The 17,186-nt window shown below is 34.8% G+C and carries 19 protein-coding genes; 2 read left to right on the top strand and 17 right to left on the bottom strand.

Annotation, left to right across the window (positions count from 1 at the left end; translation table 11 throughout):
• Positions 1-55: 55 nt before the first annotated feature.
• Positions 56-2,320, bottom strand: coding sequence for an inorganic phosphate transporter (locus tag JMA43_RS10915; RefSeq protein WP_342156626.1), 2,265 nt, complete (start codon positions 2,318-2,320; stop codon positions 56-58).
• A 186-nt stretch (positions 2,321-2,506) separates the two neighbouring features.
• Here JMA43_RS10915 and JMA43_RS10910 point away from each other — a divergent pair, with 186 nt between their 5' ends.
• Complete coding sequence (locus tag JMA43_RS10910) at positions 2,507-2,707, top strand: dodecin family protein (protein WP_342156625.1); 201 nt, start codon at positions 2,507-2,509, stop codon at positions 2,705-2,707.
• A 246-nt stretch (positions 2,708-2,953) separates the two neighbouring features.
• The gene (locus tag JMA43_RS10905; RefSeq protein WP_342156624.1) at positions 2,954-3,766 is read left to right on the top strand and encodes a mechanosensitive ion channel family protein; all 813 of its coding nucleotides are present in this window, start codon (positions 2,954-2,956) and stop codon (positions 3,764-3,766) included.
• Here the strand turns inward: JMA43_RS10905 and tsaB are convergent, their stop codons facing one another.
• The 16 genes from tsaB to JMA43_RS10825 form a co-directional block, all read right to left on the bottom strand.
• Positions 3,767-4,438: a tRNA (adenosine(37)-N6)-threonylcarbamoyltransferase complex dimerization subunit type 1 TsaB gene (gene tsaB, locus JMA43_RS10900; RefSeq protein ID WP_342156623.1), complete on the bottom strand. Its 672-nt coding sequence runs from the start codon at positions 4,436-4,438 to the stop codon at positions 3,767-3,769. It lies immediately after the preceding gene.
• Between the two features lie 21 nt (positions 4,439-4,459).
• Entirely contained in the window at positions 4,460-5,830 is a 1,371-nt protein-coding gene (locus JMA43_RS10895) for a TolC family protein (protein WP_342156621.1), read from the bottom strand.
• Between the two features lie 26 nt (positions 5,831-5,856).
• Positions 5,857-6,978 carry an efflux RND transporter periplasmic adaptor subunit gene (locus tag JMA43_RS10890; protein ID WP_342156620.1) on the bottom strand — a complete coding sequence of 374 codons (1,122 nt, stop codon included), beginning with the start codon at positions 6,976-6,978 and terminating at the stop codon, positions 5,857-5,859.
• Positions 6,979-7,040: 62 nt separating this feature from the next.
• Positions 7,041-8,297, bottom strand: a complete 1,257-nt coding sequence (locus tag JMA43_RS10885) for an ABC transporter permease (RefSeq protein ID WP_342156619.1) — start codon at positions 8,295-8,297, stop codon at positions 7,041-7,043.
• A 2-nt stretch (positions 8,298-8,299) separates the two neighbouring features.
• The gene (locus JMA43_RS10880; RefSeq protein WP_342156618.1) at positions 8,300-9,529 is read right to left on the bottom strand and encodes an ABC transporter permease; all 1,230 of its coding nucleotides are present in this window, start codon (positions 9,527-9,529) and stop codon (positions 8,300-8,302) included.
• Positions 9,519-10,223, bottom strand: a complete 705-nt coding sequence (locus JMA43_RS10875; RefSeq protein ID WP_342156617.1) for an ABC transporter ATP-binding protein — start codon at positions 10,221-10,223, stop codon at positions 9,519-9,521. The genes JMA43_RS10880 and JMA43_RS10875 overlap by 11 nt, the downstream gene beginning before the upstream one ends.
• Positions 10,224-10,425: 202 nt before the next feature.
• On the bottom strand, positions 10,426-10,650 hold the full coding sequence (locus tag JMA43_RS10870; protein WP_342156616.1) for a hypothetical protein: 225 nt from the start codon (positions 10,648-10,650) through the stop codon (positions 10,426-10,428).
• Positions 10,643-11,170, bottom strand: coding sequence for a DUF420 domain-containing protein (locus JMA43_RS10865; RefSeq protein ID WP_342156615.1), 528 nt, complete (start codon positions 11,168-11,170; stop codon positions 10,643-10,645). The genes JMA43_RS10870 and JMA43_RS10865 overlap by 8 nt, the downstream gene beginning before the upstream one ends.
• 1 nt (position 11,171) lies before the next feature.
• Positions 11,172-11,852 (bottom strand): SCO family protein, encoded by a 681-nt coding sequence (locus JMA43_RS10860; RefSeq protein WP_342156614.1) that lies wholly within the window; start codon positions 11,850-11,852, stop codon positions 11,172-11,174.
• The gene (locus tag JMA43_RS10855; protein WP_342156613.1) at positions 11,842-12,531 is read right to left on the bottom strand and encodes a hypothetical protein; all 690 of its coding nucleotides are present in this window, start codon (positions 12,529-12,531) and stop codon (positions 11,842-11,844) included. The genes JMA43_RS10860 and JMA43_RS10855 overlap by 11 nt, the downstream gene beginning before the upstream one ends.
• Positions 12,532-12,606: 75 nt before the next feature.
• The gene (locus JMA43_RS10850) at positions 12,607-12,954 is read right to left on the bottom strand and encodes a cytochrome C oxidase subunit IV family protein (protein WP_342156612.1); all 348 of its coding nucleotides are present in this window, start codon (positions 12,952-12,954) and stop codon (positions 12,607-12,609) included.
• Between the two features lie 18 nt (positions 12,955-12,972).
• Entirely contained in the window at positions 12,973-13,950 is a 978-nt protein-coding gene (locus JMA43_RS10845) for a cytochrome c oxidase subunit 3 (RefSeq protein ID WP_342156611.1), read from the bottom strand.
• Positions 13,951-14,001: 51 nt separating this feature from the next.
• A complete protein-coding gene (locus JMA43_RS10840) occupies positions 14,002-14,583 on the bottom strand; it encodes a cytochrome c oxidase subunit 3 (RefSeq protein ID WP_342156610.1) in 582 nt (193 codons plus the stop codon).
• Positions 14,583-15,488 carry a heme o synthase gene (cyoE, locus tag JMA43_RS10835; RefSeq protein WP_342156609.1) on the bottom strand — a complete coding sequence of 302 codons (906 nt, stop codon included), beginning with the start codon at positions 15,486-15,488 and terminating at the stop codon, positions 14,583-14,585. Before cyoE ends, JMA43_RS10840 begins: the two co-directional genes overlap by 1 nt.
• 63 nt (positions 15,489-15,551) lie before the next feature.
• Positions 15,552-16,334, bottom strand: a complete 783-nt coding sequence (locus JMA43_RS10830) for an energy transducer TonB (protein WP_342156608.1) — start codon at positions 16,332-16,334, stop codon at positions 15,552-15,554.
• 110 nt (positions 16,335-16,444) lie between these two features.
• Positions 16,445-17,158, bottom strand: coding sequence for an energy transducer TonB (locus JMA43_RS10825; protein ID WP_342156607.1), 714 nt, complete (start codon positions 17,156-17,158; stop codon positions 16,445-16,447).
• Positions 17,159-17,186 lie beyond the last annotated feature (28 nt).

The raw sequence follows: 17,186 nt of genomic DNA, 5'->3' as shown, positions 1-17,186 counted from the left end.
GATTTTCATAAAGCATAAAAAAAGGTCGATTGTAATAATCGACTTTTTTTTATGTCTATTTTATTCTAGAATAATCATCGTGAAACTCTTTAAATAAGGTTAACAAACTAATAGTTGCCGTGATTAAATCTTTAGTTTCTAGGAGTAAACTAAAATAGAGTTTTGTGTTTTTCGGACTCGTTTCGGTGCTTCGAATACGGTCTATTTGCTTCTGAATTAACCCAGAAACATTGTCGAGCAACTCCTTTTTATCTTCAATAATAAATCCAATATCTTCAAAAGTATTTCCGTCTAAGTCAACTTTAATTCTATCAAAAAGTACTTCCAAGCGTTCGTCAATTCGTTTTAAATCTCGAATTTGATTAAACTTTAAGTTTTTATGATTGTTGTTGACATGGGCATAGCTATTCTTGGTAATATAACTTATCGATTGCACCATGTCTTGCAAATAATCGAGCGTTAAAATGTAAAATTTACTAGCTTCAACAGAACTTTCATCCAACGATTTAATAAAATAAAATATATCACTCTTTAGCGTATCAACCTCTGTTTCTAATTTATTTAATTGCTTTTTCGTTTTTTTCAGTTTATTCAAATCTTGCAATCCTAAGCTGTCAATTACCTCGCCGTATACTTTACTTATTCTTCGGATAACTTTAGAGATATTATCAGAACTTTCACTTATAATTTCGTTAATCGTAATTAAAGAAGTTCTATCCACTTCAAGTGCAGCTTCTTTTTCTTTTTCATTTTTCTTATAAAGAAGAAAGCTTCTTGTCAGTAAAAATATCGCCAGCACTAATAATATTACAAGCGCTGTTGCTTTTCCGTAGTAAATTATAGTTGCAAACAATGCTGCTGCGGCAAACGCTACAATGGCCGTTACAAACCATCCGCCAATTACATTAAAAACTCCTGCAACTCTATACACAGCACTTTCTCGTCCCCATGCCTTGTCTGAAAGCGATGTTCCCATTGCCACCATAAACGAAACATAGGTTGTAGATAGCGGTAATTTAAGAGACGTTGCCAATGAAATTAAAATACTTGCCACCATTAAATTTACGGCTGCACGAACCATATCGAAAGCTGGTTCGTTTTCTGGATTCTTACTTCTTTTGGTTTCTGGTTTTTCAAACCTTGCCTCTATACTTTTTTGTAATCCATTTGGCATTGCATTAGACAGCACTTGGTTAAAACTAACCGAAGTACGCACAATAAAACGCGATAAAAAATTAGGTTCAAACTTCTCAGAACCATCGCCACTACGCGCTAAATTAATTTCGGTGTACATTACAGAACGTGCCTTTTTAGACAACCAAAGTGTAACAACCATAACCAAACCTGCAAGTACAAGCATATAAGTTGGAGTTTCTACTTGTCCAGATAAACTTGCCATTCCGAATTCTGAAGGCAAAACTCCCGAAGTTTCATAGGCAGTATGCCAAATTTCGTACGATTGATATGCAGCTATTGGCACCCCGATAAAATTTACCAAATCGTTTCCTGCAAAAGCCAAAGCCAAAGCAAAGGTCCCGATTAAAATGATGATTTTAAGTAAATTGATTTTTGTGAAACTTACTATAATTTGAGAAATTGCCGTGAATAACAACAAACAAACAAGTATAATTAAAGGCTTATTTCCGTCAACAAAATTTAAAAAAGCTTCAGGAATAATTGTTACCCCTTTAATTCCTTTTATCAGAATAAAATAGGTAATCGAAGTAATGGCAATACCACCAAAAATTCCACCAACGAATTTCATTCTTTTTTCATACTGAAAAGAAAAAATAAGTCGCGAAACCCACTGAACAACCGTACCGACAGTAAAAGCTATGACTACCGACATTAATATCCCAACGATAATTTCGGTTGCTTTGTCACCATTAATGTAATTCGAAATACTACCAATAGCAGCATCCGCTTGAAATATTTTAATAAATGAAATCGCTACGGAAGCTCCTAAAAGCTCAAAAACAATTGAAACTGTTGTAGAAGTTGGTAATGCCAACGAATTAAAAAGATCGAGTAATAAAATATCGGTGATCATTACCGCCATGAAAATAATCATGATCTCGTCAAAATAAAACTGCTCGGGATTAAAGATTCCCTTTCTGGCAACCTCCATCAACCCTGACGAAAAGATAGCACCCACAGCAACTCCTATACTTGCAATAATAAGTATGGTTTTTAAGGATGCCGCCTTGGAGCCTACTGCTGAGTTTAAAAAATTTACCGCATCGTTACTTACTCCTACCGTCAAATCTGTAATGGCCAAAACAAAAAGTGCCACTAACATAAAAATATAAAACTGCTCCATATCGATTTTTAACTAACAGCAAAAGTCTATTTTCAAATTAAAAGCAAAGTTAATTTAAGGTTACCAAAATATTACTTCGGAATTAATAACCCCTTATTAATGTATAAGTTACACTACCTATTTTTTCCAACCTCAAAAAAATGACTTATCTTTAAAAGAAAGATTAACCACAAAAAACAAATAATCATGGCAGTATTAAAAGTTATTGAAGTATTATCAAATTCAGACAAAAGTTGGGAAGACGCTACAAAATCGGCTATAAAAAAAGCTTCTAAGTCTGTAAAAAATATTCGCTCGGTGTACATTAACGAGCAAAGTGCCACTGTTACAGATGGCGAAATTGACAATTATCGTGTAAACGTAAAAATTACATTCGAAATCGATTAAAACACAAAGCCTAGCTAACAAGACTGTCTGGAAAATTAATTTTACGTCAAACTGAGCTTGACTCAGTTTCTCATCGTGTAAAAACTATTATGATGAGATTCTGAAATAAATTCAGAATGACGCCTAGAATATTTCAGGCAGTCTTCTTTTTTGGAAAACTTTAGGAAAATATGCACAAATAAACACCTTGATATTTTTCGTATTTAAGAATATAGGTTCTAATTTTGAAAAAAATTAAAAATTTATATGGAAACAGACAAGTGGTTACAACAAGGAATGGAAGTAGTTGCTGAATACGCTCCAAGAGTTGTCTTGGCTATTCTAATCTGGATAGTTGGGTCAATCGTATTTAGCAGAATTGTAAAATTTGCACGAAAAATTATGGAGCGTAGACGCTACGAAGTTAGCTTACGCGAATTTTTAGGGACTCTTTTATACTGGGCTTTAAAAATATTATTAGTAATTGTTATTTTAGGTACCTTAGGTATCGAGACAACCTCATTTGCAGCTATTATTGCTTCGGCAGGTTTGGCTGTTGGTTTAGCATTACAAGGATCTTTAGCAAACTTTGCTGGAGGAGTGCTTATTTTAATTTTCAAACCTTTTAAAGTTGGTGATTTTATCGAAGCGCAAGGACTTTCTGGTACGGTAAAAGAAATCGGTATTATCAATACTGTTTTAAATACCTTCGGGAACCAACAAGCTATTATTCCTAACGGAAAACTTTCAAACGAAAACATTGTAAACTACAGTGCCGAAAGTACACGTCGTGAAAATATTACTGCTGGAATTAGCTACGACTCCGACATCAAAAAAGCAAAAGCTATTTTATTGGATATCGTAAAGAGCAATGAAAAAGTATTAAAACATCCAGAGCCTGTGGTAATGGTTGCCGAACTTGCCGATAGTTCTGTAAACCTATCATTAAGATACTGGGCTACCAATGCCGATTTTTGGGATTGTAGATGGTATGTTTTAGAAGAAATGAAAAACAGATTTGATGCTGAAGGTATCGAAATTCCTTTCCCACATCAAGTAGAAATTCAAAAACAAGTTTAATTAATTTTTAGGTTTTGTAGTTACAAAATCTTTTAAATAATACGGTTCAAAATAGGCGACATCTTCAAAGTCGCCTTTTTTGTACTTTGTAAATGCTAAAACTGCCATTTCTTCTGCAGAAGGATACGCAACTGTATCTGGGAAAATAGCATTTTCATGTACGATTACATCTTTGCACTTTTCAGCACCATCACCAATAAAGTTCACTTTTCCTTTTGATAAAAATTCAGAAAAAGAAGTTTCAGTAATAATTTCTGCTTCTGTATCTCTACATTGCTCACCAGCCTTAAAAACTGCCGAATACACTTCCATACGTCGAGCATCTAATAACGGAATAACAAATCCTTCTTCAGCAACAATTTGAGAAGCTAAAATACTTAATGTAGGAATGGAAATTAAAGGTTTTTGCAAAGCATAACACAAGCCTTTTGCTGCAGAAACTCCAATGCGCAAACCTGTGTATGAACCTGGGCCCTTGCTCACCGCAATGGCATCGATGTCTGAAAATAATAAAGAAGCGTCTTTCAACGCTTCTTCTATAAATACATGCAAATTTTCGGCATGTGTATATCCGTTATCATTAATTTCTTTTAACGATAAAACTTTATCTTCTTTACTGATACTAACCGAACAATTGGTCGTAGCTGTTTCTATGTTCAGAATAATTGCCATAGTACAAAAATACCTGCAATGTTACCATTCTTCCAAAGGAATTCCGTAATAAAATTTCAATACTTTTAATCGGAAGATAAAATCGTATTTCGCCTGAATTAAAGTTGCTTCTGCATCGTCTAAACGTGCCTGCGACTGACTAAAATCGAAACTATTCATTAAACCTACATTGTAGCGCTCCTTTGCATAATCGTACGACAAACGTCTTGCCTCAACAGTTTTCCCTGCTGCTTCATAGCTTTTGTACGAACCTTTAACATCAACATACGCTTGGTTGATATCCGACTCTAGACTTAATTTATCTTGTGCATACTGAAGTTTAGCTCGCTCAACTCCTATCTGGCTTCTCTTAATATTATTACTCACAGAAAAACCGTTTAAAATAGGAATATTGATTTGCGCTCCGTATGAAAATCCATCTTGCAACCACAACTGGTCTTTAAACGAAATTTCTGCACCTGGAATAATTTGTTGTGTATTTGGGTCTACAGTACTCGGGTAACGAGCATTGTCAGAATATCTGGTGTTGTACTGAAAAAACGCACTCAACGTTGGATAACGAGCACCTTTGGCAATATCTAAATCTTTTTCAGCTAAATCAACATTCAACTCAGAAGCTTTAATATCGTTTCTAAAGGTAAGCGCCTTTTCATAAATTTCTCTCGGAGAAACATTCAAAACTGCATCATCTGGAATTACATAACCTTCGTCTACCACATCAAAATTTTCGTAATCGCTTATTTGTAAAAGCTGCGCTAAACTAATTCTCGAAATCAACACATTATTTTCAGCAGCTACAATTTGCTGTTGTTGTGTTGCAGCAGTAGCTTCAATTTCTAATAAATCACCTCTTGGCAACACTCCATTTTCCACCAATTCGTTTGTTCTATCTAAATCCTGTTGAGTAGATCGGTATTGTGCATTCAACACATTTAGCGTTTCTCTGTTTGATAAAATCTGAAGATACGCATTTGCAACTGCAAGTCGGATATCATCTTTAATATCGTCTGACTGATATTGCGTAGCAATAGCGTTTAGCTTTGCTCTATTTAACTGATGAAAATTACGCAATCCATCAAACAAAGTTAATGATGAAGAAACCGCTGGAGTTACATTGAAAAACTTCTGGTTTACAAAACTATTGGTAGTAGGATCGATAGAATACCCTGTACTAGACGATGCAGAAGCTTGTGCGTTTAATGAAGGAATGAAATTCCCAATCGCATCAGATTTGTCGATTTTAGCATTTTCCAAATCTAATTCTGCCTGCTGAATAGTTAAGTTATGCTCTTCAGCATAACGAACACATTCTTCTAGTGTCCACAGTTTTTTTTCTTGAGCAATAGCAAAAGTAGTAGTTACCAATGCCAATATTAATAATTTAAACTTCATAAGCTCTTTTTAAATATTCAGTAATTCTAGCTATCGCCTTTTTTATCGTCGTCCATCGACTCTACTTTATTCCAAACCTTAATCTTATCGTCTTTCGTAATTCCCGATAAAATTTCAACATTAATTCCGTCGGAAACACCCAACTCTAAATCGCGACGCTCGTATTCATTTTCGCCAACAACAACTTCTACGTATGGTTTTTCAGTTTCTTTATCAAACTGAAGTAAAGCTTCTTTGATAGCCAAAACATTTTCTTTTTTATCTAAAATGATAGCTGCATTGGCACTATACCCCGCTCTGATGAAAATGTTATCTGGAAGTTTCAAGTCGGCTTTAATTGTAAATTGTACCGCACCTTGATCTTCCACTCCTTTTGGAGCAATAAACTTTAATTTGGCATCAAACTCTTCATCTTGAACAGCCCCCAAACTAATAGTAATTGGCATATCCATTTTTAGTTTATCTACTTCAGCTTCGTCTACTTGTCCTTCAAAAATCATTTTCGACATATCTGCAATAGTAGCGATTGATGTACCGTCGTTAAAGTTATTCGCTTCAATTACTTGATCTCCTTCTTTTACAGGAATTTCCAAAACAGTTCCGTCAACCGTAGCACGAATATTTGTATTGGCCGTTGCTGAACCCCCAGCAGAACCTACTCGGATAATTTGATAGTCGTTTTGTGCATTTTGCAATTCTTGCTTTGCTTGATTGTATTGCAATTCTACTGCAAGGAAATCTTGACTCGATACAACACCTTTATCAAATAGTTTTTTATTTCGATCGTATTCAATTTGCGCATTGTTTAGTGCTATTTGAGCATTGCTTACACGCCCTCTTGCACTTACCAACGATTGCTCGTTTGGTACTACTTTAATCTTCGCAATTAAATCGCCCGACTTTAACTTATCGCCTTCTTCAACTAGAATAGATTCGATAATTCCAGAAATTTGAGGTTTAATAAGTACCTCGTCTTCTGGATTTACTTTTCCAGTAGCAATTACTTTATTGATAATAGTTTCTTCGGTAGCAGTGGCTGTTTCGAAGCTAACTGCAGGCTTGCTATTGGTTTTTAATACTCTTGCCACTGCGTATAGAACCAAAATTACGCCTACTCCAATTAAAACGTATCTTAAAATTTTTTTCATCAGTTAATATTTATTGTTTTATGGTTGTCTAGAATGCCTTTTGTTTTTTATTGGCGCTTCAATTATTCTTCTCTTAATGCTTCTATTGGTTTTATTTTTACAGCTCTGTTTGCTGGAATCAATCCTATCAACATGCTCAGTCCCACCATCAGTATAAATGAAATTAAGATTTGCATAATACTTACAGTTGGATTGGTAAACGGAAAGTCTTCACTTGCTCCAAACTTATAATCTAAAAAGTGTAAAGCTGCAACTGAAATTACAAATCCTACTAACCCTGCAAAACTTGTTAATACAATAGATTCTAATATAATTTGACGTCGGATAATCTTTGGAGTTGCTCCCAAAGCACGTCGTACACCAATTTCGTTGGTACGCTCTTTTACTGTAATTAATAAAATATTACTCACCGCAATTACTCCAGCTAACAAGGTGAAGATTCCGACAAAAAATGAGAACCCTTGTAATACAAATGTAAAAGCGCTAATTCCTTTAAAAATCTCTGAAAAATCGAAAGATCCAATAGCTCTAACATCATCTGGATGTACGTTGTATTTTCGTTTTAATAAGGTTTTAATTTTTCTTTCGGCAGTGGCTACTTCTTTATCTGGATCGACCAAAACAGCCATCCATCCTATTTTGTTTCCGCTGTTAAATGCTTTTTGGAATGTGGTAAAAGGAACGAAAATTGCGTTCTCTCCTTCAAAATTTATATTGTCGTTCTTTTTAAAAATTCCGACAACTGTAAAATACACTCCGTTTATCTTAATAGATTTTCCGATTGCCTTTTCGCCTTTATCAAATAGCAATTTATAGGCATCAACACCAATAACACATATTTTTTTCTGTTCGTCTATATCATTTTGGTTGATAAAACGCCCTTCAACAATACGTTTTTTAGAGACAAGGTCGATACTTGGGTAATCGCCATACACTCCAGAACCACTGGTACGGCCATTTCTGATAACCGTTGCGGTTCCGCCAAAGTCACCTAGCTGAATTCGCGGTGCGATGATATCTACCTCACTCACTTGTTGCTTGATTAAATCGACATCTTCCAACGTAAAATCTAAACGTCTGCCACGCTCAAAACCTTTATAGGCCATCGAAGTGGTTTGCGTCCACATAAACATACTGTTGGTAGCAGTTCCTGCAAATACTTTATTAAAACCATTTGCCATTCCATTGGTAGCACCGAGCAACAGAATTAAAATAATAATGGCAAAAATAACCCCCAAAGTAGTTAGGAACGTTCGAAGCATATTTTTGCTAAGCGTACTAAAAACTTCATTCCAAAGGTCTCTATCTAATATTCCCATAATTAATCGGCTCTTAGTGCTACAATTGGTTTTACATTGGCGGCTTTAATAGCAGGAATTAAACCTGCAAATACTCCTGCAATTACCAAAACTATGGTACAGGTTACAACCGTTATTCCGTCTACAGAAGGATTTGAAAATGCTGGTGCATCTACAATTGGAGAGATTAAAGCAACCAACCCCATGGCAAAAAGCATTCCTACAAATCCAGATATCGAAGTGATGAAAACCGACTCGAATAATACCAACTGAATTACATCCATCGGCTTGGCTCCAAGTGCTTTTCGAACTCCAATCTCTTTTGTTCTTTCTTTAATAATAAAGACTAAAATATTTCCTATCCCTACAATTCCTGCAATTAAAATAAGCATCCCAATCCCGATACTAATTACAGAAAGCATCGTTGTAAAATTGGAAACATTTGAAAACTGCTCGGCATAATTATTAAAATACAAGGCGCCTTGATCTTCAGGATCGATTATCAATCTTCTTTTTAAAACAACCTCTAAATTATCTGAGAAATTAATAGCTTCAGCAAAATTAAATTCAGGGTTATAGGTTAATGCAATCTGATCGATGTTACGCGTATTTCCATACAGACGTTGAATGGTAGAAACAGGAGCATACATATTTCGCTCTTCGCGTTCGTTTCCATCATCAGAAAAAACACCGATAACACGATACGATAATTTATTTAAAATGATGTTTTGCCCAACAGGATCTACATCTTTAAAAAGTTCGTCGGCAACAACCTTTCCAATCACCACTACTTTTAACGTATTTCGAATATCGGCATCGTTAATGTAACGCCCTTTATCGATAACTGTTCGTTCAATTTTTTGGTGATCTGGATTTACCGAACGCACAGAATATGTCCCAGTTTCGCTTCCAAAACTCGCTGTAACACTCTTGGTAAATCTCGGAGTTATATACTCGTAATATCCTTCAAAACTTCTTCTGATAAAATCGATATCATCATTATCAAACTGAATACGTCTTCCAGCTTCAAATCCGCCATACGGTTTTGTAGTTGTACCTGGATATATAAAAATTGAATTGGTAGCGTCGTCGTTAAATTGCTTGGTAAATCCGTTTTTCATTCCGTCAACAGAAGCCAACAAGAGCACCAAAATAAAAATACCCCATGCTACCGAAAACCCTGTTAAAAAGGTTCGAAGCTTGTTGCTTTTTATACTGTGGAATATTTCTGCCCAGAGATCTCTATTGAACATACGGCGTAACTCTTACTTGATCAACAACAGTGTCTTGCACTATGACACCATCTTTTAAATGAACGATACGTTTACACATATGCGCAATATCATCTTCGTGGGTAACAACCAAAATGGTTTTTCCTTCGTCGTTAATTTTTTGGATAAGATCCATCACCTCATGCGAAGTTTTACTATCTAAAGCCCCTGTAGGCTCATCGGCAAGCATTACTTTTGGATCTGCAGCCAACGCTCTCGCTATTGCTACCCTTTGCTTTTGCCCTCCTGAAAGTTCACTTGGTAAATGGTTTACCCACGGACCTAAACCAACAGATTCTAAGTGTTTAATGGCTGTTTCTTTTCGGATTTTTCTGTTTACTCCCTGGTAGTACAATGGAAGTGCAACATTTTCCCAAGCCGATTTGTAGTTGATAAGGTTAAAAGATTGAAAAATAAATCCTAAAAACTTATTTCGGTAATTTGCAGCTTTGGTTTCATTAAGGTTTTTAATGGCCACACCATCTAAAAGATATTCGCCTTCATCTAAATTATCTAGCATTCCTAAAATATTTAAAAATGTAGATTTTCCAGATCCTGAAGACCCCATTATGGCAACAAGTTCTCCTTCTTTTACAGAAAAATTAATTCCTTTTAATACGTGAAGAGAATTACTCCCCATGTGATATGACTTGTGAAGGTCTTTAATTTCAATCATGATGGTTAGGTTTCTTATAAACAACCCCTCCAAAAAAGAAGGGAGCTACATCTAGCTTTTATATTGAATTCACTGCAAGTAAATTACAAAAATTTTAGCTAGCTTAACACTTAGTTTCAATTATAAGACTCTCTTCACATCAATTTGTTACAAGAAAAAATGTTTTTTTTGAAAAAATTTATTCTGAAGTGTTTCGGAAGCGCTATTTCATTCTTTTAAAAATAAAAAAACCTAACACCGCAATCAAAACATAAGGCACCGCCATTAAGTACATAATGCCATTATTTATTCCCTCGGCTACCTCTTGGTTTTCTCCTGTTTCGAGTACGGCTCTACACATAGCACATTGCGCATGAAGCAAATCTGGCAAGCACACCAACACTAGTGTAACTAATAAAATTTTGTATATAGATATTGATTTATGCATAATAAGGCGAAATCATTAAATACACTACAACACCTGTTACAGCCACATACAACCACAATGGGAAAGTAATTTTTGCAAGTTTTTTGTGCTTATCAAAACGTTTTGAAAGTGCTCGTACATACGTAATTAAAACCAATGGAATAATTGCTATGGAAAGAATAATATGGGTAATTAAAATAAAATAATACACATATTTGATACTTCCTTCACCTCCAAAAGGTGTAGAATCTGATGTCATATGGTAAGCAACATACATTACTAAAAACGCTACAGATAGTCCAATGCAAACTTTCATTAACCACTCATGCAACACCAAATTTTTATTTTTTACCGCAATAACAGCAGCCACTAAAAAAACTGCAGTTAATCCGTTTATGCTAGCATATAATGGTGGCAAAAACGATAACGGCTCTACATTTGGAATTCGAACTCCAAATAAAATTGCTACCGCTACAGGTATGGCAATGGATAATATTACTATCCACTTATTATATTTTTTTTCTACTGAAGTAGGCTCCATATTAATTATTTAAAAGTGTTGCTATGTCTTGTTTAATCATTTTAATTCCTTCGTCTGTGGTGCCATCGTAATACACAATCGGGTTTCCAAAATCGTCGGCTCTAGAACGGATATAACCTTCAGCATCAATCAAAGCAAATAAACCAGAATGTTCAAAACCACCATTCACATTTTCATTTTGCCCCGCATACAAATTAAACCCAGTATTAGAAAGTTTATAAACTTGTTGCATATCGCCTGTTAGCAAATGCCAATTTTCCATTGTAATACCATACTCTTTTGCGTAGGCTGATAAAACTTCTGGCGTATCATGTGTAGGATTGATTGAAAAAGAAGCAATCGCAAAATTATCATCAGTTTTAAACTCATTTTGTAACTTCACCATATTCCCTGTCATTATCGGGCAAATAGTTGGGCAGGTAGTAAAGAAAAATTCTACCACATATACTTTACCTTTGTAATCTTCATTGGTAATTGTTTTTCCGTTTTGATCGGTAAATTCAAACCCAGGAACTTTTCCCATTTTTAGAAGACTCTCAACAGACGGTTTCTTTTCGCCTACAGCATGACGATCGCTATCTACTACCGAACCGCTTGAAATGCGGTCGATAATTTCAGGAATAAAGATAATTCCGAACACTAAGATTACAAATCCGACTAGTATGTACGATTTATTTTTCATCTGAATTTTTATTGTATTTTAAATAAGAATCTCTGTCTTTCGACTTTCCATTTTTCTTCAATGCCAATCTGTATTCTGCCAACAACACTTTAATATCGTCTATCATTTTATTATTTAAAACTGCCACAGAAGTTGCATCGTAGCCGTACAATTCTCTTTTAGTATCGTCGTCTTTTACGCGACCGCGTAATTTTTCGTCTTTATCAATTATAAAAACATACGGACTGTATCCAGTATCCGACAAGGTAAAAGGTGTTTGTAAACTATTAAAAACGGTTTCAATATTTTCTTTTGAATCGAATAAAAAATGCCAGTTAGAAACATCTGCAAGCGGACTCAACTCTTTCTTCAAGCTATCGGCAGCTTGTTCGGTTCCGAAGGGAAGAAGAAATACAAACTGAAAATCTTTAAAACCATTAAAGCGTTTGTATATTTTTTGATTAAGATTGAAGGCATTTAGTTTTTTTGAATTTACATCTTCACCTAAAAATCCTAAAACAGAAATTTTTCCTTTGAAGCTAACTGCCTTTGGGTTTGGATTTGTAAACGCAGTTACATCTTGTACTTGTTCTGTTGTCAAGGTAGGGAGTTTTCCAAAGTTATTTACTCCAGAAGCAAAAAACATATAGACAACAATTGGGAGAATAAACAAAACAGCAAGAACAATATACTTCTTCATCAAAATAAAATTAATACCCTACAAAAATAAAAAAAGACGGTTAAAAAACCGCCTTTTATATATAGTTAAAAACTCTTAAAAATCCCAACTTATAAATCCGTCGTGATAAACATCGTGAATGTAGTTACCTTCAACCAATAATATAAATGATAAATACATTATCAAAAACACTAAAGGTAAAACTATAGACCAACGTAAACCTGCTTTTTCTCCTTCAAGGTGCATAAATGCCCAAGCGATGTAATAAGCTTTAACGATTGTTAAAATAATGAATATCCAGTTTAAAAGTTTCATTCCAGCTACATGAGCCTCTAAAGCTTCTGGTCGGATAATTCCTAATATAACTTCTACGATAGTAATAACGGAAAGGATTCCAAAAACTACCCAAATTCTTTTTGTATTCGATTCGTGTGCGTGTGCCATTTTTCTATCAATAATAAATTATACAAGGTAAAAGAAGGTAAATACAAATACCCATACAAGGTCTACAAAGTGCCAGTATAAACCAACTTTTTCAACCATTTCGTAATTCTTTCTTCTTTCGTAAGTTCCTAAAATCACATTAATAAAAATGATGATATTGATAACAACTCCAGAAAGTACGTGAAATCCGTGAAAACCTGTAATGAAGAAGAAGAAATCTGCAAATAAGCGGTTTCCGTATTCGTTGTGAATTAAGTTTGCTCCTTCAACTACCATCGTTGCTTGCGTTAAACGCTCTGCAGTTTCTTCACGAGACAGTACAACTTTCTTTCCGTGCTCGTCTGAAATCTCTGTTCTTGCAACGATATTATGGTTTGCTTCAAAACCTGCTTTTACTTCTTCTACTGAAAAAGAAGGCAATGTGCTTTCAGACATATACCAAACTCCTTCGTTAGCATGTTGTGTGGTACGCTCACCATGAAGTGGCTTTGCAAAATCTGCTAAAGCAACACGTTCTCCTGTAGAAGCATCTAAAAATTGTAATATTCTACCAGACTTTAACTCTACTGCTCCGTATTCTCCTTTGATAAAGTTTTTCCACTCCCAAGCTTGCGATCCTACGAAAATGATACCTCCTATAATAGTTAGGAACATGTACCAAATTACTTTTTTCTGTTTTAATTGATGACCAGCATCTACCGCCAATACCATTGTAACAGACGAGAATATAAGAATAAACGTCATTAATGCCACGTAGTACATTGGCGCATCTACACCGTGTAAAAATGGAAAGTGTGTAAACACTTCATCGGCGATTGGCCATGATTCGATGAATTTAAATCTAGAAAAACCATAAGCGGCTAAAAATCCAGAAAAAGTAAGTGCATCTGATACGATAAAAAACCACATCATCATCTTACCATAACTTGCATTTAGGGGTTCGTTTCCTCCACCCCAAACTTTTTCTTTAGAACCTGTTGTAACAGTAGCTTCCATAAATGTTAAAGTATTCTTATTTTAAAAATTTTTCAAATTTACATTTTTTATTTATCTAAAGAAATAGAAAAATAAAATCAAATACACCCACAAAAAGTCTAAAAAGTGCCAAAACATCGCACCTAGCTCTATACCAAGGGTTTGACCGGGTTTATACTTTTCTTTATAATGATTATAAATAACAACCAACAACACTACCAGCCCGCCAAAAACGTGAACTAAGTGCGAAAACACGATTGCATAAAGAAAAGAAGTTGTAATGGTACTTTCACTTCCTGTAAAATAAAATCCAGCATCTATTATTTCTGAAAATCCTTTAAACTGAAGAAAAACAAAAAGTAACCCTAAAGCCAAAGTAACAAACAACGAAATAGACGCTGCACTTCTATTATTATTCTCGATAGATTTTTTAGCAAAATAAAACGTGAAGCTACTTAACACAATAGCAATTGTACTAAATACAAACGCCATCGGAATATCGATAGCCGACACCCAGTCTGGTCTTGATTTACTTACTACGTAAGCACTTGTAAGACCAGCAAACATCATTGCTATACTTATCATTCCAAACCAAAGCATCATTTTTTTTGCTCTAGCGTTTTTCACTTCGGGAGTCCCTTGAGTTAAATCCATCAACTTAAAAATTTATCAACTACATATACAATTTGCATTAACGAAATATAGCTAACACTAGCCAACATTAATGCTCTTGCCGATTTGTTATCTCTTTTATGATATAATTGAAATGCAAAAATCAGCATTCCTATTCCGAGTAAAAATATAATTACCGCAGCAGGAACAGACAATGTTAAACTCCCTGTTAACCCTGTTACAGGAAAAATAGAAGCTAAAATCATCCAAATAGTATACATTATTATTTGTATTGCAGTGGCTTTATCTTTCTTTCCCGTAGGCAACATTTTAAAACCTGCTCGGCTATAATCTTCATCTAAAACCCAACCTATTGCCCAAAAATGTGGGAATTGCCAAAAAAACTGAATCATAAATAAAGTGCCTGGCTCTATACCAAATTCATTGGTTGCCGCTACCCATCCTAACATAAACGGAATTGCGCCAGGAAATGCTCCAACAAAAACCGCCAAAGGTGTTTTTGTTTTTAAAGGAGTATACACACACGTATATAGGAAAATAGAAATTGCACCAAACATTGCTGTTTTTGGATTTACTATATATAAGGTAACAACGCCGAGTATTGTAAAAGTAACTGCAATTGCAAAAGCCGTTTTTGAAGACATTCTACCGGAAGGAATTGGCCTATTTTGCGTACGCTTCATTAAGGCATCGAGGTCTTTCTCGATTAATTGATTAAAAGCGTTTGAAGCACCTACCATAAAATAACCTCCAAAAGCAAGCAAAAGGACGGTTGTAAAACTAATGGTCTCCGCACCTAAAAAGTAACCTGCAATAGAAGAAAACACCACACTAAACGCAAGCCCTGCTTTGGTAATTTGTTTAAAATCATCAAAAACCAAAGAAAAAGAATTTGTATTTGTACTTGTATCCAATGCAGTTTTCATCAATCATGGTAAATCGGGTGCAAAGATAACTCACAAAAGGTTTCTATGCAATCATTTAAGAAATTACTGTACTTTAAAAATAATTGGCTTTAAAAAGATCACATCAACCTCTTGATCCCCCTGCCTACCTGGCTTCATCTGAGGAATCAAAGCTGTTACTCGAGCAGCTTCTCTTTCCAAAGACTTATGTGGCGCACGAACTTTAACATCTGAAACTTCTCCTTGTTTGTTAATTTTAAACTGAACATCTATCCTTAACGTTCCACTTAGACCATAATCCGAAGCTATTGAAGCATCAAAGTTTTTCTTAACTATACGGTTAATTTTATCGCTCATACAATCACGACGCTCTATATTTGTAGTTAAAGCTTCACAACCTGGATACACAGGAACATATTGAACTGAATTTATAGAAATTGGACCAATATCTTCAACTGGCTCTACATCCACAATATCATCTACCGAAATTTCCACTTTATCATCAACATTATTAAAAAACTCTTCCTTAACATCCACCACAGCATCATCCTCAACGACCTCCACTTCATCTATTAACTTTGAAATTTTCGATAAATCGTTTTTCTTAGTCACCTCTTTAACACGTTCAATCTCAAAAGCAGGCATAACATACACCTCATCTTCTTCTAGCATGGAAACATTAGTGGTGCTATTAACGTCGGGGATTGCAAAAGCGGTTTCTATTAATAGATAACACATTACTAATGCCACCAACAAACCAATTTGAAAGCGAATAGTTCCACCTTTAATTTTTAAATCTCTTTTAGATGTTTTCAACGAAGTGCTATGACTCAAATCAGACTTCTTTTCTTCTGGATAATTTTTCATAAGAATATGGTTTTTAAATAGTTAATTCTAAAAACCATATTCAATAAACATACCAAAAACAAAAAGCCCGAGTAAAAACTCGGGCTTCTAATATATTGTTATAAACTTTTCTAGTTTAATTTAAATACGATAGGATAAGCAAATGTTACAGGAGTTGGTCTTCCTCTTTGTTTACCAGGAATAAGTTTTGGTAACTTATTAATGATTCTTCTTGCTTCTTCATCCAAACTTTTGTCTGGAGCTCTTGTATTTAAAATTGTAATTGTTCCATCTTTATTAATACGGAAGTTTACATACACTCTACCTTGGATTCCCATTTCTTGAGCCATCTCTGGGTAACGGAATGTTTTTCTTACGTGCTTATCAAGATTTTCTTTGAAACAGTTAAATTGCTCTGCTTTTGGAACCCCTTTACATTGCTCAAACATCGGTTTGTCTTCAATTACTGTAAATGGTACATCCACGTCTACAGGAACATCAACCTCAACGATATCTTCAACTTCTGCAATTTCTTCATCTTGCGTAGTTTCAGTAGACTCGATAATAGTTTCTTCTACTTCTTCCTCATCTTCTACAACCTCAATAACTTCAGGTGCAGCTGGTGGTGGCGGTGGTGGTGGAGGCGTATTTAATTGCTCCGTTAAAGGAACTTCTTCTTCTAATTGATCATCTACATCTAAGGTATAATTAAAAGCCTCTACTTTATCGTACTTTTTCCACTCGATTGCTTGCCAACATACAAGCGTAATCAAAGCCAACCCTATAGCAAAGTATAGTCCGCTATTACGGGTTAAATCAGCTTTTGGATTCTTTTTAGGTTCCATAATTTATTAATTTGTTTGCTAATTTAAT

It is taken from the genome of Joostella sp. CR20 (assembly GCF_038433465.1).
Classification (GTDB): domain Bacteria; phylum Bacteroidota; class Bacteroidia; order Flavobacteriales; family Flavobacteriaceae; genus Galbibacter.
Note: the sequence above shows the minus strand (reverse complement) of the source record. Positions and strands in the feature narration are given on the sequence as shown.

What these genes read in the sequence shown, in the direction of transcription:
- JMA43_RS10915 (WP_342156626.1), bottom strand. Translation starts at nt 2,320, where the DNA reads ATGGAGCAGTTTTATATTTTTATGTTAGTGGCACTTTTTGTTTTGGCC.
- JMA43_RS10910 (WP_342156625.1), top strand. Translation starts at nt 2,507, where the DNA reads ATGGCAGTATTAAAAGTTATTGAAGTATTATCAAATTCAGACAAAAGT.
- JMA43_RS10905 (WP_342156624.1), top strand. Translation starts at nt 2,954, where the DNA reads ATGGAAACAGACAAGTGGTTACAACAAGGAATGGAAGTAGTTGCTGAA.
- tsaB (WP_342156623.1), bottom strand. Translation starts at nt 4,438, where the DNA reads ATGGCAATTATTCTGAACATAGAAACAGCTACGACCAATTGTTCGGTT.
- JMA43_RS10895 (WP_342156621.1), bottom strand. Translation starts at nt 5,830, where the DNA reads ATGAAGTTTAAATTATTAATATTGGCATTGGTAACTACTACTTTTGCT.
- JMA43_RS10890 (WP_342156620.1), bottom strand. Translation starts at nt 6,978, where the DNA reads ATGAAAAAAATTTTAAGATACGTTTTAATTGGAGTAGGCGTAATTTTG.
- JMA43_RS10885 (WP_342156619.1), bottom strand. Translation starts at nt 8,297, where the DNA reads ATGGGAATATTAGATAGAGACCTTTGGAATGAAGTTTTTAGTACGCTT.
- JMA43_RS10880 (WP_342156618.1), bottom strand. Translation starts at nt 9,529, where the DNA reads ATGTTCAATAGAGATCTCTGGGCAGAAATATTCCACAGTATAAAAAGC.
- JMA43_RS10875 (WP_342156617.1), bottom strand. Translation starts at nt 10,223, where the DNA reads ATGATTGAAATTAAAGACCTTCACAAGTCATATCACATGGGGAGTAAT.
- JMA43_RS10870 (WP_342156616.1), bottom strand. Translation starts at nt 10,650, where the DNA reads ATGCATAAATCAATATCTATATACAAAATTTTATTAGTTACACTAGTG.
- JMA43_RS10865 (WP_342156615.1), bottom strand. Translation starts at nt 11,170, where the DNA reads ATGGAGCCTACTTCAGTAGAAAAAAAATATAATAAGTGGATAGTAATA.
- JMA43_RS10860 (WP_342156614.1), bottom strand. Translation starts at nt 11,852, where the DNA reads ATGAAAAATAAATCGTACATACTAGTCGGATTTGTAATCTTAGTGTTC.
- JMA43_RS10855 (WP_342156613.1), bottom strand. Translation starts at nt 12,531, where the DNA reads ATGAAGAAGTATATTGTTCTTGCTGTTTTGTTTATTCTCCCAATTGTT.
- JMA43_RS10850 (WP_342156612.1), bottom strand. Translation starts at nt 12,954, where the DNA reads ATGGCACACGCACACGAATCGAATACAAAAAGAATTTGGGTAGTTTTT.
- JMA43_RS10845 (WP_342156611.1), bottom strand. Translation starts at nt 13,950, where the DNA reads ATGGAAGCTACTGTTACAACAGGTTCTAAAGAAAAAGTTTGGGGTGGA.
- JMA43_RS10840 (WP_342156610.1), bottom strand. Translation starts at nt 14,583, where the DNA reads ATGGATTTAACTCAAGGGACTCCCGAAGTGAAAAACGCTAGAGCAAAA.
- cyoE (WP_342156609.1), bottom strand. Translation starts at nt 15,488, where the DNA reads ATGAAAACTGCATTGGATACAAGTACAAATACAAATTCTTTTTCTTTG.
- JMA43_RS10830 (WP_342156608.1), bottom strand. Translation starts at nt 16,334, where the DNA reads ATGAAAAATTATCCAGAAGAAAAGAAGTCTGATTTGAGTCATAGCACT.
- JMA43_RS10825 (WP_342156607.1), bottom strand. Translation starts at nt 17,158, where the DNA reads ATGGAACCTAAAAAGAATCCAAAAGCTGATTTAACCCGTAATAGCGGA.